The 14,139-nt window shown below is 56.5% G+C and carries 14 protein-coding genes; 10 read left to right on the forward strand and 4 right to left on the reverse strand.

The features are described from left to right. Nucleotides 1–76: 76 nt before the first annotated feature. The gene (locus ACR0CR_RS01265; protein ID WP_480596003.1) at nucleotides 77–1,000 is read right to left on the reverse strand and encodes a LysR substrate-binding domain-containing protein; all 924 of its coding nucleotides are present in this window, start codon (nucleotides 998–1,000) and stop codon (nucleotides 77–79) included. Nucleotides 1,001–1,047: 47 nt separating this feature from the next. Continuing rightward, on the reverse strand, nucleotides 1,048–2,169 hold the full coding sequence (locus ACR0CR_RS01270; RefSeq protein WP_480597497.1) for a DUF6456 domain-containing protein: 1,122 nt from the start codon (nucleotides 2,167–2,169) through the stop codon (nucleotides 1,048–1,050). 242 nt (nucleotides 2,170–2,411) lie between these two features. Here ACR0CR_RS01270 and ACR0CR_RS01275 point away from each other — a divergent pair, with 242 nt between their 5' ends. Continuing rightward, nucleotides 2,412–2,711, forward strand: coding sequence for a DUF6477 family protein (locus tag ACR0CR_RS01275; protein WP_480596005.1), 300 nt, complete (start codon nucleotides 2,412–2,414; stop codon nucleotides 2,709–2,711). On the opposite strand, the gene ACR0CR_RS01280 is transcribed toward ACR0CR_RS01275, so the two are convergent. Beyond that, nucleotides 2,712–4,256: a trimethylamine methyltransferase family protein gene (locus tag ACR0CR_RS01280; RefSeq protein WP_480596007.1), complete on the reverse strand. Its 1,545-nt coding sequence runs from the start codon at nucleotides 4,254–4,256 to the stop codon at nucleotides 2,712–2,714. It lies immediately after the preceding gene. Nucleotides 4,257–4,373: 117 nt separating this feature from the next. After that, complete coding sequence (locus tag ACR0CR_RS01285) at nucleotides 4,374–4,814, reverse strand: GNAT family N-acetyltransferase (RefSeq protein WP_480596009.1); 441 nt, start codon at nucleotides 4,812–4,814, stop codon at nucleotides 4,374–4,376. An 89-nt stretch (nucleotides 4,815–4,903) separates the two neighbouring features. On the opposite strand from ACR0CR_RS01285, the gene guaA reads away from it, so the two are divergent. From guaA to ACR0CR_RS01330, 9 genes are all read left to right on the forward strand, one after another. Further along, nucleotides 4,904–6,463, forward strand: a complete 1,560-nt coding sequence (gene guaA / locus ACR0CR_RS01290) for a glutamine-hydrolyzing GMP synthase (protein WP_480596011.1) — start codon at nucleotides 4,904–4,906, stop codon at nucleotides 6,461–6,463. A 97-nt stretch (nucleotides 6,464–6,560) separates the two neighbouring features. After that, the gene (locus ACR0CR_RS01295; RefSeq protein WP_480596013.1) at nucleotides 6,561–7,466 is read left to right on the forward strand and encodes a DMT family transporter; all 906 of its coding nucleotides are present in this window, start codon (nucleotides 6,561–6,563) and stop codon (nucleotides 7,464–7,466) included. 132 nt (nucleotides 7,467–7,598) lie between these two features. Next, nucleotides 7,599–8,732: an OmpP1/FadL family transporter gene (locus ACR0CR_RS01300; RefSeq protein ID WP_480596015.1), complete on the forward strand. Its 1,134-nt coding sequence runs from the start codon at nucleotides 7,599–7,601 to the stop codon at nucleotides 8,730–8,732. 98 nt (nucleotides 8,733–8,830) lie between these two features. After that, nucleotides 8,831–9,727 (forward strand): DMT family transporter, encoded by an 897-nt coding sequence (locus ACR0CR_RS01305; protein ID WP_480596017.1) that lies wholly within the window; start codon nucleotides 8,831–8,833, stop codon nucleotides 9,725–9,727. Between the two features lie 50 nt (nucleotides 9,728–9,777). After that, entirely contained in the window at nucleotides 9,778–10,650 is an 873-nt protein-coding gene (locus ACR0CR_RS01310; protein WP_480596019.1) for an ATPase, read from the forward strand. A gap of 39 nt (nucleotides 10,651–10,689) precedes the next feature. Then, nucleotides 10,690–11,607, forward strand: a complete 918-nt coding sequence (gene metA / locus ACR0CR_RS01315; RefSeq protein WP_480596021.1) for a homoserine O-acetyltransferase MetA — start codon at nucleotides 10,690–10,692, stop codon at nucleotides 11,605–11,607. Then, the gene (locus ACR0CR_RS01320) at nucleotides 11,558–12,550 is read left to right on the forward strand and encodes an alpha/beta fold hydrolase (protein WP_480596023.1); all 993 of its coding nucleotides are present in this window, start codon (nucleotides 11,558–11,560) and stop codon (nucleotides 12,548–12,550) included. The genes metA and ACR0CR_RS01320 overlap by 50 nt, the downstream gene beginning before the upstream one ends. A 49-nt stretch (nucleotides 12,551–12,599) precedes the next feature. Further along, entirely contained in the window at nucleotides 12,600–13,469 is an 870-nt protein-coding gene (ppk2, locus tag ACR0CR_RS01325) for a polyphosphate kinase 2 (RefSeq protein ID WP_480596025.1), read from the forward strand. Between the two features lie 54 nt (nucleotides 13,470–13,523). Next, nucleotides 13,524–14,138 carry a TetR/AcrR family transcriptional regulator gene (locus ACR0CR_RS01330; protein WP_480596027.1) on the forward strand — a complete coding sequence of 205 codons (615 nt, stop codon included), beginning with the start codon at nucleotides 13,524–13,526 and terminating at the stop codon, nucleotides 14,136–14,138. The last annotated feature ends 1 nt before the right edge of the window (nucleotide 14,139 follow it).

Consider the following 14,139-nt stretch of genomic DNA (forward strand, 5'->3'; position numbering starts at 1 on the left):
GGGTCAATTTTCTTCGTCTCTAACATAATCCCAAGCAGCCCTCCAGACCTGCCGTGCATAGCTGGTATGCGCCGTTTCACGTCTGACTCTGGGCGACCATATCCACACCCACATTTCGAATGAGATCAGCAAGTTTGTCGAACCATCCTTCGCCATTAGACGACGCACGGCGAACCAGACCAATAGTGCGAGACGGTTGCGGTGCGCGAAAGCGTAGCAACCTGAGCCCAGGCACCGCATCGGATTCCGCGCGGGCCGCCAGTTCAGGCATCAGTGTCAGGCCAAACCCTTCGGCTACAAGGCGTGACAGCGTCGCCAATGAGGATGCCCCCATATTGATCTGTCCATTCGCCCGGTCATGGCCGCAGACCTCAAGCGCCTGATCCGTTAGGCAATGGCCATCTTCAAGCAACATCAATTGAGCGGCCTGCAGGTCAACTGGCCTCAGCCTATCCGGACTCACGGTCAAGCTGTTCAACCTGGTCTGGCTGCCGGCTAGCAGAAAATGGTCTTGAAACAGCGGTTCTTCATGCAAAGCGACGCCACCCGAAGGCAGGGCGAGAACAGCAGCGTCGATTTCACCGGCGTGGAGCATTGATAAAAGTGTTGCCGTTCTGGCCTCACGAATCTGTACCTTTAGCGAAACGTCGCCCGCACGCATCCCGGCCAGAACGCCAGGCAATATGTAAGGCGCGACAGTGGGGATGATCCCAATCGCCAGCGACCGATGCCCGTCCGAGTGATCGCGCGCGAACCGGTCCAGTTTTCCTGCAGCCTCAAGAACCTGCAACGTCCGGTCCAGAACGTCCCGGCCAAGCGGTGTCAGCAGGATGTCTCGGGCTTGGCGTTCGAACAATGCGCCGCCCATCGCCTCCTCGAGCGCCTTGATTTGCACTGACAGCGCCGGCTGGGATACGTGACAAACCTGTGCGGCGCGGCCGAAATTGCGCTGTTCGGCCACCGCCCGAAAATACTGCAATTGCCGAAGGGAAAATTTCATAACCCCTGACTATCACTTTCGGTCGAAATCGCAAAGTTACATTATACTTAACCAATCAGCCGATCCCGTTCGGCCTGGTCTTCATAGTGACGTTTCAGGCGTTGAAGCGCGATCCGCAGGACAATTTTCCCGGACCGCGCCGACCAGCCCATGCGTTTTTCGGCAAGCTCAAGCCCCTCAAGATAACAGCAACACCGCAATGCAACATCGCTCAGCCCAGGCCCAAGATCAGCCAACGCGCGTGCCACGCGGTCACGGGCGCCTGACGATCCCTTTCCGATGGGCGCATCGGGTGCAAACCCGCCACGTCCGCCGCCGGTCAGAAAACCATCCCAGTTCTGAGTGATCTGAGGTCCAATCTGCGCAAGCTCAAAATCCTCGCGCAAGCGCTCTCCCGCGCCGACAAGTGTGTCATCCAGAAACGGTTTGCCATCTCTGTCGCGACGACGAGATAATGCGATCAAGGGACTTTCCGCCGCATTGTAGCGCACGCGCATAGGCCTTTTAGAACGCGCCTCCTGAGCGGAGGACCTGGCGGAACGCGGTTGAAAAGAGGCCTGCGCCTCGGCCATTCCAAATTCGTTTTGCGCTCTGGCACGGTTTTCGGCGCTGGCAATCAGATGACCAAGCGCCGCCCGGCCGGAAGATGAAATCCGATAGCGGGAAATACGACCCGGATTGTCGCACGAAATCCAATCGTTCAGTGCAAGCGCTTGCGCGATGTCGCAATCCACGACCGCTGTCTTAGTGGCACCAGATTCGCCGTTGTCGCGAACGACGACCGCCTTGTCCATGTCTTCGGCCACGGCCAGTACAGCCCCGGTTTCACACAACCGACGAAGCACACGCAGCGCTTCGTTGTTGAATGCGTCTTCCCTTGATCCCCACAATTCACTGGGGCCGCCATCCGACTCAGCGTAGGTCATTGCCCCGCCATCCTGAGTGCCGGACGGAAAGAGCGTCGCGGCCAAAGACTGCAGCGCTGCATCCACCAAAGGATCGTCGCGCCGCATTTCGATCCGCCGGATCTGTCTTAGGATCGTCGACGCGTGGCAGCCCGCAGAACGTGCAATATCTCGGATTGAGCGCCCGGATTCCGTGTGGTCCAAATACCTCTGCGCCCCTTCGGGCACCCATGCAGGAATGTTGAAAGCCACACTGTTTTCCATTGTCATTTGCCCTCGTCGACTAAACAAACTGTCCATGTCCGCCGTCGGATTTTTTTGGTTAACCAAATCTAACTAGAGCCGCTTTTGTTACCCATTCGTTAATCGCGGACGGCAAGAAGCAGAATTGATTAAAAAAGATAAACACTCGTGAAACCATCGTTCGGCACGAAAGCGACACAGGCAACACCCGCTTAGGTTGTGTAAAACAGCAGACATCGGATTTTGATAGCGAGGAACGCCCTGTGCACGACCTGATGACCATGATCACCACCCTACGCCGCCCACGCCTGCTGACCAGAGCTGCGAAAATCGGCGCGCAGGATTACAACCGGGATCGCCACCTGCAGCGCATTCTGGGCTATGGTCGCTTGCCGGGCACCGGGTCGGCTTTGATCCGGCTCATGGAATTGGAACGCGAAGTCAACATGCAAAGGGAAGACGATGACGCGGCCTATTCGCTGGTCCGTCATCTGGACCTGCTGATCGCGCTGGTGGGCGAGGCGCAGCTGTATCAAGCCAGCCGCGCCTCGCAGTATCAATGATCAGGTGAACGCGTCCGGCATCGACTCTTTTTTGCGGGCGACATAATCGTCCAGCGCCGATTTCAAGGCCGGGTCAAGCTGTGGCTGTTGATAGTTCGCCAACAGATGTTCGACCCGCGCCGTGGCCAGTTGCCGCGTATCGCGGGCGCCCTCTTCTTCCCAAGTCTCGAAGGGCTTGTAGTCGAGCAAATCTGATTTCCAGAACGCCTCTTTGAAATTCGCCTGCGTATGGGCGCAACCCAGATAGTGCCCACCCGGGCCAACTTCTTGGATCGCATCCATCGCCTGACCGCTTTCGTCGTAAGTAACGCCCTTGGCCAACCCGTGCAGGACGCCGAGTTGATCGGCATCCATGACGAATTTCTCAAAATCGGCAACCAGACCGCCTTCGAGCCATCCGCAGGAATGAAGCATGAAGTTCACGCCAGCCAGAAGCCCCATGTTCAGCGAGTTTGCGGTTTCATACGCCGCCTGCGCATCCGGCAGTTTCGAGCCACAGAACGACCCGGCCGAACGGAACGGCAGCCCCAGGCGGCGCGCCAGTTGCCCCGCCCCATAGGTTACCAGGGAAGCTTCGGGCGTCCCAAAAGTCGGCGCGCCAGAGTTCATGTCGATCGATGACACAAAAGCACCGAAGATCGCCGGGGCACCCGGACGGATGATCTGGCTATAAGCGACACCAGCCATCACTTCGGCCAGAACCTGCGTCAGCGTCCCCGCAACCGAAACCGGGGCCATCGCCCCACCCACGATGAAGGGCGAAATGATGCAGGCCTGATTGTTTCGCGCATAGACCTCAAGCGAGCCCATCATCACATCGTCGAAAGTCATCGGTGAGTTGATGTTGGTCAGCGAGGTCATGACGGTGTTTTCCTGGACGAACTCCTTGCCGAACAGAATTTCGCACATTTCAACCGAATCCTGCGCGCGCGAGGGGTCGGTGACCGACCCCATGAACGGCTTATCCGACAGGGTCATATGCGCCATCAGCATATCCAGGTGACGTTTGTTCACCGGAACATCCGTGGGTTCGCACACAGTCCCGCCCGAGTGGTGCAACCACTTGGACATATAGGCCAACTTCACAAACTTGTTGAAGTCATCCATGGTCGCGTATCGACGGCCCCCGTGAGCGTCGCGCACGAACGGTGGACCGTAAACCGGGGCCAGTACCATGTTGCGGCCACCGATGACCACGGATTTTTCTGGGTTGCGGGCGTGCTGAGTGAACTCGCTGGGGGCGGTTTTGATCAGCTCACGCGCCAGACCACGCGGCAGGCGCACGCGTTCACCGTCTACATCGGCGCCTGCTTCCTTCCACCGTTCCAACGCCGCGGGGTTGTCAACGAAATTGACACCGATCTCGGCCAGAACGGTTTCGGCGTTGTTCTCGATGATCTGCAAAGCTTCTTCGTTGAGAACCTCGAAATTCGGAATGTTGCGTTCGATGTACTTCGCGGTTTCGATGCGAACTGCGGTGCGCTCGGCCCGGCGGGCGGCGCCGCCGCCGCCTCTTGCCCTGCGCCGGGTGTTTGCCTCTGCCATGAGAAAATCCCGTTGGTTGGTTGATTTTGTATGGTGTTACAGGAACGACAACCCCGGCCACCGGTAGTTTACGGCGCAATAGGGGGAAAAGCGACATGCATCTGTGACCGGCGAATATTACCAGACCGTCTTTTCCATCAGAATCGTGTTGCCCGCGACGTCTTTTTCTTCCCACCCTAGATGACGGTACATGTCGCGGGTGCTGACCATCAGGCGGTGCGTGCGCAGTCTGAGCGTGGACAGTCCAACGTCTGACGCTGAAGACTCGGCGGCCCCCATCAAACGCCGTGCAATCCCCTGCCCTTGTGCTTCGGGTGATACGGCAAGGTTATAAACCATGAGCGCCTCAAGGGTTTCACCATACACAACCACGCCCAGCAACAGACCGTCCTGTTCGGCGATCACGACGTCCCGGGCCCCGACATCTTCGGCAATCCCGCTTGTCACATCCGGAAGATCCGCAATGTCGCGCATGGCACTGGCATATGCGTCGGCAACGCACGTGCGGATTGCATCGACGTCGCGGGTCGTTGCTGGTCTCAATTCCACTTCGGCCATTCGATGTCCCCCTCGGAATCGCCGTGCCCGAATTTGTATTTGACGTCATTGCGCTTGCACAAGCAAGGCTTGCAACCTAATAGCCAATCATGACCCAAAGCACCCATGACCGCCTTCTGATTATCGACTTCGGCAGCCAGGTGACGCAGCTGATTGCCCGACGCCTGCGCGAACTGAATGTCTATTGCGAGATTCACCCCTATCAAAACGTCACGATGGACTTCGTGCGCGAAATGTCGCCCCGTGCGGTGATCTTTTCGGGCGGACCGGACAGCGTTACACGGGACGGATCGCCGCGCGCACCGCAAGAGATTTTCGACTTTGGGGTGCCAATCCTTGGTATTTGCTACGGTCAGCAGGTGATGATGCACCAACTGGGCGGCAAGGTCGAAAGCGGGCACGGCACGGCCGAGTTCGGACGTGCTTTTGTCACCCCCAGCGCCAATCTCGATATTCTGGATGGTTGGTTTGCGGACGGAGATGAGCAGGTCTGGATGAGCCACGGCGACCATGTCAGTGAAATCGCTCCGGGATTTGAGGTCTATGGCACGTCTCCCAACGCGCCATTCGCGATCACTGCGGACCCCTCGCGCCACTTTTATGCGGTCCAGTTCCACCCCGAGGTGCACCATACGCCGAAAGGTGCCCAGCTTTATGAAAACTTCGTCCAACTGGCCGGATTTGCGGGCGATTGGACGATGGGGGCCTATCGTGACGAGATGATCCGCAAAATCCGCGATCAGGTCGGCGATAAAAAAGTCATCTGCGGTCTTTCGGGCGGCGTCGACAGCTCGGTTGCGGCGATCCTGATTCACGAGGCTATCGGCGATCAGTTGACCTGTGTTTTTGTGGACCATGGGCTGCTGCGCAAGAACGAGGCGCAGGAAGTCGTCGGCATGTTCAGAGACAACTACAACATCCAGTTGATCCACGCGGATGAGAGCGAGCTGTTTCTAGGCGAGCTAGACGGCCAATCCGACCCCGAGACCAAGCGCAAAATTATCGGAAAATTGTTCATCGACGTATTCCAGAAACATGCTGATACAATTGAAGGGGCCGAGTTCCTGGCCCAGGGAACTTTGTACCCTGATGTCATTGAATCCGTGTCTTTTTCTGGAGGTCCTTCAGTCACGATCAAGTCACACCATAATGTGGGCGGCCTGCCCGAAAAGATGGGCCTGAAGCTGGTCGAACCCCTGCGTGAATTGTTCAAGGACGAGGTCCGCGCCTTGGGTCGCGAACTTGGCCTGCCTCAAAGCTTCATTGGCCGCCACCCCTTCCCAGGACCCGGCCTTGCGATCCGGTGCCCCGGTGAAATCACTCGCGAGAAACTGGATATTTTGCGCGAGGCGGATGCCGTCTATATCGACCAAATTCGTAAACATGGCCTCTATGACGAGATATGGCAGGCGTTCGTTGCGATTCTGCCCGTCCGTACAGTGGGCGTGATGGGCGATGGGCGCACTTATGACTATGCGTGCGCCTTGCGAGCAGTGACTTCGGTGGACGGGATGACGGCGGACTACTACCCGTTCAGTCACGAATTCCTCGGCGAGACTGCGACCCGCATCATCAATGAGGTCAAAGGCGTCAATCGGTGCACCTATGACATCACCTCAAAACCCCCAGGCACGATCGAGTGGGAGTAAACGGAAGCCGGGTCAGTAACCCGGCTTTTTTGTTTTACAATCCGCTCAAAAACGACTTCAGTCGGCGCGTTGGGGCATGACCTTGGCAGGGGCGGAGATGGACGGCAACAAAACGCAGATTGGCAAAGCGGCGCTTTGGATGACGGGGGCCATTGCTTCGTTTTCCTCGATGGCCGTCGCCGGGCGTGAGTTGAGCGTCACACATGATACGTTCGAAATCATGTTCTATCGCAGCCTTGTCGGGATTGTTGTGGTCTCGGCGGTGCTGACTTTGGCGGGAAAGTGGCACCAGGTTTCAACCAAACGAATTGGGCTGCAAGGTATACGCAACGTGCTGCACTTCACTGGCCAGAACCTGTGGTTCTATGCCGTCAGCGTTGTCCCGTTGGCTCAGGTCTTTGCGCTAGAGTTCACGCAACCCATCTGGGTGATCCTTCTGTCCCCGCTGCTGTTGGGCGAACGCCTAACGGCGGTGCGTCTGACCGCAGCCCTGATCGGGTTTGCCGGCATTCTCATCGTGGCCAGACCAGGGGCCGCACCGATCAGCGTCGGTGTTGTTACAGCCGCAATGTCCGCGATCTTTTTTGCACTAACCACGATCAGCACCAAGTCGCTGACCCGCTTTGCCAGCATCGGCTGCATTATGTTCTGGCTGACTGTCATGCAGGCCGTGCTCGGCCTGGCGGCATCGGGCTTAGACGGGCAGATCACTCTGCCAACGCTTGCCACAATGCCCTACTTGCTGCTGGTCGGCTTGGCAGGCCTGCTGGCGCATTTCTGCATCACCAACGCCTTGGCAATTGCCCCCGCCACTGTTGTCGTTCCCTTCGACTTTGCGCGCCTGCCCACAATCGCTGTAGTGGGCATGATTCTCTACAATGAGCCTCTGGATTTCTGGACCTTGTTTGGTGCAGTGGTGATCTTCTCGGGTATCTTTCTGAATGTTAGCGCCGAGAAACGTAACAGTTTGGCAACACTTCCTGAGGACACTCAACCTAAGTAACGCTTGGTCACTGGTTGACGAAAAATCAATGGCTGAGTGAGTATCCTGCACATCAAATGCACCAGCCTGCCTGAAAACGCACCACACAAAGCCAATGGCAGCGCTTACGAGAGACAGTAAGGGAGGAAGTTAATGAAAAGAGCGCTTTTCCAAGCGTGCGCACTATGCGTCGGCGCAACAGCCGTCCACGCCGGGGGGCTGGACCGAAGCGGTCAGGGCGTCAATATCCTGTTCGAGGAAGGGTCCGTTGTTCAGTTCCGCCTCGGCTATGCCATGCCGGACGTTTCAGGAACGTCGCAGGGATTTCAATCCGGCGACATCACCGAGAATTTCACGGCACCGGAAGCCGCATACAAAATGTCGATCACTGATCGGCTGGACTTCGCACTGGTCTACGATCAACCATTTGGTGCGGATGTCAAATACAATGCAAACTATCCACTTTCTGTGAACCCAAACCCGCTTGGCCGCCAAGACGTTCTGCGGGCCGACGCAGATGTCGACGCGATTACGGCTTTGTTCCGGTACAAGTTTGATCGTGGCTTCAGCGCGATCGCAGGGATCAGAGGACAGCGGCTGGAATCGAATGTAGCCGTACCTGCAGCGGCTGGTTATCAAGTCGATCAGGACGCAGACACGGACTATGGTTACGTGGTCGGTGTTGCCTGGGAGAAACCTGAAATCGCTGCGCGCGTTGCTTTGACGTATAACTCGAAGATCACTCATGACGTGTCCCAGACCGAGTCCTTTAACTCCTTCAACCCGCTCAACCCGATTGTTCCACCAGATTTCGTTCAAGAAAACCGGACCAATGCTGAAGTCGTAACCCCGCAATCGGTAAATCTTGACTTCCAAACCGGCGTCGCACCACGCACCCTGGTCTTTGGTACGATCCGCTGGGTTGACTGGCCTCAGACAATTTATGAGCCCCCCACCTATGTCGGGATCACTGGCAACCCGCTGGTGAGCTATGATTCACCAACCTGGACCTTTACGTTGGGTGTAGGCCACAAGTTCTCTGAAGCATTCTCAGGTGCTTTCACTGTTGGCTACGAACCATCAACTGACGATCTGGTCTCGGATCTTGGCCCGACCGATGGATTTTGGAGCGTGGGCGTCGGTGGCACCTACACCTATCAAAAAGCTCAGATTTCAGGCGGCCTGCGTTACACCGACATCGGCGATGCGACGACGCGAACCGGTGCTGAATTCAGCGGCAACAGCGCTTGGTCCGTCGGTCTGCAGCTTACGTATTCGCTGGACTGATACAACTGACAGTCAAATTTGGAAAGCCCCGCCCTTCGGCGGGGTTTTTTCGCATGATCCGGGTCGCTGAAACATTCGTTTTCCGAGATGACAGGCATATGAATGCCACTGTCTCTCTTACCCCTCGTGCCTGGTTCGAACTTGTCCTGCTCGGATTGATCTGGGGCGCTTCATTTATTGCCATTCGCATTGCGTTGGATGACATCCCGGTCATGACGTCTGTGCTGCACAGGGTTTTTTGGGCGGCGCTAGTGCTCTGGGTCGTCATCCTGCTTCAACGCCAGAAAATCCCGACCGAGCCACGCATTTGGGTGGCGTTTTTGGTCATGGGGCTTTTGAACAACATCCTACCCTTCTCTCTGATGGCTTGGGGCCAGCTCTATGTCGAAACTGGGTTGACGTCGATTTTTAACGCTGCCACGGCGATTTTCGGAGTGCTTTTGGCTACAGTCTTCTTTCGTGATGAGCGTTTGACCCTCCCACGCTTGATCGGTGTTGGCTTGGGATTTCTGGGCGTATCCTTCGCCATCGGTCTAAAGCAATTCGCAGAGTTCAGCCCCAGCAGTTTGGCCCAACTCGCTATTCTCGCAGGGACGGTCAGTTACGCCTTCGCTGCCGTGTGGGCACGTTTTCATCTGACTGGAATGTCACCCCAGGTCGCCGCCGCGGGTATGCTGACGGCCTCAGCCATAATGATGGCCCCGATCACGCTTGCAATCGACGGTGTGCCGGAACTTGCGTTGCCGCCTAATTCATGGCTTGCCGTGGCATACTACGCGCTGGTTGCTACAGCCGGAGCATATCTTCTTTATTACCGCGTACTGGCCCAAGCAGGCAGCGGGAATTTGCTGCTCGTGACGCTGATCATTCCACCAGTCGCGATCCTGCTGGGCGCATTGGTCCGCGACGAATCTCTGGCCCCAAACGCATTTCTGGGCTTCGCCGTTTTGGGTTTCGGTCTCATCATTCAAAGCCGCGCAGGTCGGCGCGATTGACGCCGAGGTCCGCCCGATTTAGCTAGGACTAAAACAAGGGACAGCGGAAGATGATCTATAGCTCGGCAAGGGATTGGCGCGACGCGGCGCGCAAAAAAGTGCTGTTTTTCGGCATGTCCGGGCTGGGCAAGACATATGTCTCGAACATTCTGCGCGACGCGGGTGATTGGTTCCACTACTCGATCGATTATCGCATTGGCACCCGCTACATGGGCGAATACATCACCGACAACGCCAAAGCCGAAGCGATGAAGATTCCTTTTCTACGCGATCTTCTGCTGTCGGATTCCATCTATATCGGTTCTAACATCTCGTTCGAAAACCTGACGCCGGTTTCAACCTATTTGGGAAAACCCGGCAACCCGGCGAAAGGCGGGCTGGAGATGGCTGAGTACCAGCGCAGGCAAGAACAATTTCGCCTTGCGGAAATGCATGCTCTACTGGACACCAAGTACTTCATCGATCGGGCGGAACACCTGTATCAATATCCGAATTTTATCTGTGATACGGGCGGTTCGATTTGCGAATGGGTGAACCCCGATGATCCAAATGACCAAATTCTGACTGAGCTTTCGCGCCACACGCTGATGATCTGGCTTGAGGGCGATGACGCGCATACCGCCGAATTGATCCGTCGTTTCGACATGGCACCCAAGCCGATGTCCTACCAGGCCGAATTCCTGAACCGGGTCTGGGAGGAGTATCTGCAAGTAAACGACTGCACCGGCCCCGAGGTGGACCCTGATGCCTTTATCCGCTGGACCTATTCCCGTGCGATGGCGCATCGCCAGCCGAGATACAAGGCAATGGCAGACAACTGGGGCGTGACTATCGCCGCCAGTGAAATAGCCAAAGTGCGCGACACGGGCGATTTCGACGAATTGATCGAACGCACCCTTGAGACCAGCGCCAACCAGTCCTAAGTTCCACAATTCATTCAAAGACCTGAAAAGCGTGGCCCAATGCCGATCAAGATACCCTCAGACCTGCCTGCATTTGACGTCCTGACCGAAGAAGGCGTGATGGTCATGGATGAGGATCAGGCCATGCGTCAGGACATTCGTCCCTTGCGGATCGGGTTGCTGAATCTGATGCCCAAGAAGATTCAGACCGAGAACCAGTTCGCCCGGCTGATCGGTGCGACACCGCTTCAGATTGAGCTGTCGCTGATCCGGATGACCGAGCACCGGACGAAGAACACTGCCGCCGAACACATGGCCGAGTTTTACCAGCCGTTTCAGGAGGTAAAGGATCAAAAGTTCGACGGTCTCATCATCACAGGTGCGCCTATTGAGCATCTGGATTTTGCCGATGTCACCTACTGGAATGAAATCGGGGAAGTCTTTGACTGGACACAAACAAATGTTCATTCGACCTTTGGCGTTTGCTGGGGCGGCATGGCAATGATCAACCATTTCCACGACGTCAAAAAGCATCACCTGGACGCAAAGGCCTTTGGTTGTTTTCGACACAAGAATCTCAACCCTGCCTCACCATTCCTGCGGGGCTTTTCGGACGACTGCGTCATTCCCGTCAGCCGTTGGACCGAAATGAAGCAGGCCGAAATTGATGCGGCTGAAGGTTTAACAACCCTGCTCGGCAGTGACGAAGTGGGCCCCTGTCTGGTCGAAGATGCAGCGCATCGGGCACTCTATATTTTCAACCATTTTGAATACGACAGCGATACGTTGAAACAGGAATACGATCGGGATGTCAAAAGCGGCACGCCGATCAATGTACCGACGAACTACTACCCTGACGATGATCCAAGCCGAGAACCGCAGAACAGGTGGCGCAGCCACGCGCATTTGCTTTACGGCAACTGGATCAATGCTATCTATCAATCCACACCCTTTGAGTCGCACAAAATTGGTCAGTAAGGTTTTGATATCATTGCTCGTACTCGTCGTCGGCCTGATGGCCGTGGCGATCTGGCAGAGCAGGCAGCGCGAGGCCCGCGCCGAGGCCACCTTTCCTCCCGAAGGTGAGATATCGCAGGTCGATGGCATAGCGGTCCACGCCGTTGTCATGGGCGACGGTCCCGACGTGGTGCTGATCCACGGCTCAAGCGGCAATACGCGTGACATGACTTTTGCATTGGCGCCGATTCTTGCCGAGAATTACCGTGTCATCGTTTTCGACCGACCCGGCTTGGGCTATTCCGAAAGCTTCAACCCCAATGGCGAAACCATTGTTGAACAAGCGGAAATTCTCCAAAAGGCCGCCGCTCAACTGGGTGCCGAGAAACCCATCGTTGCGGGCCAAAGCTATGGTGGTGCCGTGTCGTTGGCTTGGGCTGTGACGCGGCCCGAGAATATCTCGGGTCTGGTTTTGATCGCCCCGGCCGCAATCCCTTGGGAAACGCCGTTGGACAGTTTCAACACGATTGCAGCCACCGGCGCGGGAAATGCGCTCGCCCTGCCCCTTGTCGGAGGGTTTGTGCCCGATTGGTATGTCACCGAGGCACTGGATCGTGTTTTTGCGCCGCAAAAAGCGCCTGAAGGCTACGCAGAGCATTTTGGACCTGGGTTAACGATGCGCCGTGCTTCTATGCACGCAAACGCAAAACAACGTGCGAACTTGCTGGACGAAGTTGCCGAGCTGGAACCCAGATATGGTGAAATCTCGGTCCCGACCGAGATCGTTCATGGCACGGCGGACACCACGGTGAGCCTCGACTGGCATTCCAAGCGGTTGATCGAACAAATCCCCGGTGCTGAGCTGGTCGAGCTGGAAGGCATGGGCCACATGCCCCAGGTTGTTGCGGCCAGGGAAGTTGCCGACGCCATTGACCGTGCCGCCCAACGTGCAGGTTTGCGTTAATCCCTTCCGTAATCCATAGTAACTTATGGACTTTATGACGAGGCCAACAATGACCCGAACTGACAAGGGCGCAATCGAGAGCTACTTCAAAAAAGATGCCCCCACGGATGTCCGTCAAGCAATCGTGGACGCAAAGAAGGGCAAGATACTGAACCCCACATTCCCGTACGCCGAGAAGCTGAAGACCAAGGATTACGAAAAGCAGATGGAAGATCTGCAAATCGAACTGGTCAAAATGCAGTCGTGGGTAAAAGAAACCGGCGCGCGTATCGCTATCATTTTTGAAGGTCGGGATGCCGCTGGCAAGGGGGGGACAATCAAGCGGTTCCGTGAAAATCTGAACCCTCGGGGGGCCCGCAACGTTGCGCTCAGCAAGCCGTCGGACGCCGAAAGCAGTCAGTGGTATTTTCAACGTTATATCTCACATCTGCCCTCTGCAGGCGAGATCGTCTTTTTCGACCGAAGCTGGTACAATCGGGGCGTCGTTGAAAACGTCTTTGGGTTTTGCACGACTGAACAACGCGAACGCTTCTTCCGTCAGGTGCTACCGCTGGAAACGGGCTTGGTGAATGACGGGATAAAATTGTTCAAATTCTGGCTGAACGTTGGGCGGGCCGAGCAGTTGAACCGGTTTTTGGCGCGCGAGACTGACCCGCTAAAGCAATGGAAACTCAGCCCGATTGACGTCGCAGGGTTAAGTAAATGGGACGCGTACACCGAGTCTATTTCCGAGACGCTGACGCGGACTCACACCGAGTTTTGCCCTTGGACGATCGTTCGATCCGACGACAAGAAACGTGCGCGTCTGGCGGCCATTCGAACTGTGCTAAACGCGCTGGACTATGACGAAAAGGACAAAGAATCCGTTGGACAGCCGGATCCCAAAATCTGTGGCGAACCCGAAATTTGGGATGCGTAACAACGGCTTGCACATGTCGCCGCGTGTTGATAGCAAAGTCCGCCTGAGGTTTGAATGACGAAACGCGGGTATCACCACGGGAACCTGAAACAAGCCCTTATCGAGGCCGCCTTGTCGCTGATCGAACAAAAGGGGCCGACAGGTTTCACTTTGTCCGAGGCAGCCAAAACCGCCGGCGTCACCCCCGCTGCTGTGTATCGCCACTATGAGGGGCGCGAGGACTTGATCGCCGAGGCCGCGCGCCAAGGGTTTGAGATGTTCGCGGACCTTATGCAGTTTGCTTACGAACAAGGGCAGCCCTCGGCGCTGGCTGCGTTCGAGGCGACGGGTCGCGCGTATCTGGCCTTTGCCCGCAAACATCCCGGCCACTACATCGCGATGTTCGAAAGTGGTATTTCACTAAATCGAACGCCCGAGCTTGCCATGGCCGCAAACCGGGCAAAACGCGTTCTGGAACAAGCGGCCGAAGATTTATCTCAGCGCATCCCGCCGGACAAACGCCCACCCGCGTCGATGTTCAGCGCGCATATCTGGGCCATGAGTCATGGTGTTGTCGAACTCTATGCCCGCAACACCGGGGCCAGTTCCCCCTTCCCGCCCGAAGAACTGCTGGAGTCCGGCATCGGAATCTATTTGCGCGGTCTGGGCCTTTTGGCGCAGGACGAGTAAT

This window comes from Ruegeria sp. AM2, assembly GCF_056540685.1.

What these genes read in the sequence shown, in the direction of transcription:
- guaA (WP_480596011.1), top strand. Translation starts at nt 4,904, where the DNA reads ATGACCCAAAGCACCCATGACCGCCTTCTGATTATCGACTTCGGCAGC.
- ACR0CR_RS01285 (WP_480596009.1), bottom strand. Translation starts at nt 4,814, where the DNA reads ATGGCCGAAGTGGAATTGAGACCAGCAACGACCCGCGACGTCGATGCA.
- ACR0CR_RS01305 (WP_480596017.1), top strand. Translation starts at nt 8,831, where the DNA reads ATGAATGCCACTGTCTCTCTTACCCCTCGTGCCTGGTTCGAACTTGTC.
- ACR0CR_RS01265 (WP_480596003.1), bottom strand. Translation starts at nt 1,000, where the DNA reads ATGAAATTTTCCCTTCGGCAATTGCAGTATTTTCGGGCGGTGGCCGAA.
- ACR0CR_RS01320 (WP_480596023.1), top strand. Translation starts at nt 11,558, where the DNA reads ATGCTATCTATCAATCCACACCCTTTGAGTCGCACAAAATTGGTCAGT.
- metA (WP_480596021.1), top strand. Translation starts at nt 10,690, where the DNA reads ATGCCGATCAAGATACCCTCAGACCTGCCTGCATTTGACGTCCTGACC.
- ACR0CR_RS01295 (WP_480596013.1), top strand. Translation starts at nt 6,561, where the DNA reads ATGGACGGCAACAAAACGCAGATTGGCAAAGCGGCGCTTTGGATGACG.
- ACR0CR_RS01330 (WP_480596027.1), top strand. Translation starts at nt 13,524, where the DNA reads ATGACGAAACGCGGGTATCACCACGGGAACCTGAAACAAGCCCTTATC.
- ACR0CR_RS01300 (WP_480596015.1), top strand. Translation starts at nt 7,599, where the DNA reads ATGAAAAGAGCGCTTTTCCAAGCGTGCGCACTATGCGTCGGCGCAACA.
- ACR0CR_RS01270 (WP_480597497.1), bottom strand. Translation starts at nt 2,169, where the DNA reads ATGGAAAACAGTGTGGCTTTCAACATTCCTGCATGGGTGCCCGAAGGG.
- ACR0CR_RS01310 (WP_480596019.1), top strand. Translation starts at nt 9,778, where the DNA reads ATGATCTATAGCTCGGCAAGGGATTGGCGCGACGCGGCGCGCAAAAAA.
- ppk2 (WP_480596025.1), top strand. Translation starts at nt 12,600, where the DNA reads ATGACCCGAACTGACAAGGGCGCAATCGAGAGCTACTTCAAAAAAGAT.
- ACR0CR_RS01280 (WP_480596007.1), bottom strand. Translation starts at nt 4,256, where the DNA reads ATGGCAGAGGCAAACACCCGGCGCAGGGCAAGAGGCGGCGGCGGCGCC.